We start from the raw sequence: 533 nt of genomic DNA, 5'->3' as shown, positions 1-533 counted from the left end.
GCGGCCTGAGCGGTCACGCTGGCCGATCCGCCCTGACCCGCCGCATCGAACGACGCCGTACGGATGGTCATGACCTTCTTGCCGTCCTTCGACTTCACCGTCTGGATGGCGTTGCCGGCATAGACCGGGCGTTCGAACGTATCCGCATCGACCACGCCCGACACATCGGAAATCACCATCACATCCAGCAGCGCGGCCACACGCGGCATGATGTTCTTGGCATCCGTCGTGGCAGGCGCGACGATGTGGTCATAGTCGCCCGCAAGGCTGACCAGCAGCGCGGCGGTCGGTTCCGCCAGACGATGACCATACAGATCATCCTCGGCCACCAGCACCTTCGCCACACCGTCGATCTTCGCCGCAGCCTCGGCCGCAGCCTTCGCGCTTGAGCCGGCGCACAGCACCGTCACATCGCCTAAGCCCTTGACCGCGTTCACCGCCTTGGCGGTGGCATCGACGCTCAGCTCTCCATTGGTGACTTCACCCAGCAGCAGAACAGCCATCACACAACCCCCGCTTCTTTCAGTTTCGAC

General features: G+C 63.8%; 1 pseudogene. It reads right to left on the bottom strand.

The window, feature by feature from the left end:
- A pseudogene (locus tag FQV27_RS18725) lies at positions 1-503 on the bottom strand (electron transfer flavoprotein subunit alpha/FixB family protein); the annotation flags it as partial.
- Positions 504-533: the final 30 nt, after the last annotated feature.

Origin of the sequence: Paracoccus aurantiacus (assembly GCF_007993065.1) — a bacterium.
Lineage (GTDB): Bacteria > Pseudomonadota > Alphaproteobacteria > Rhodobacterales > Rhodobacteraceae > Paracoccus > Paracoccus aurantiacus.
This window is presented reverse-complemented; position numbering and strand designations above follow the sequence as displayed.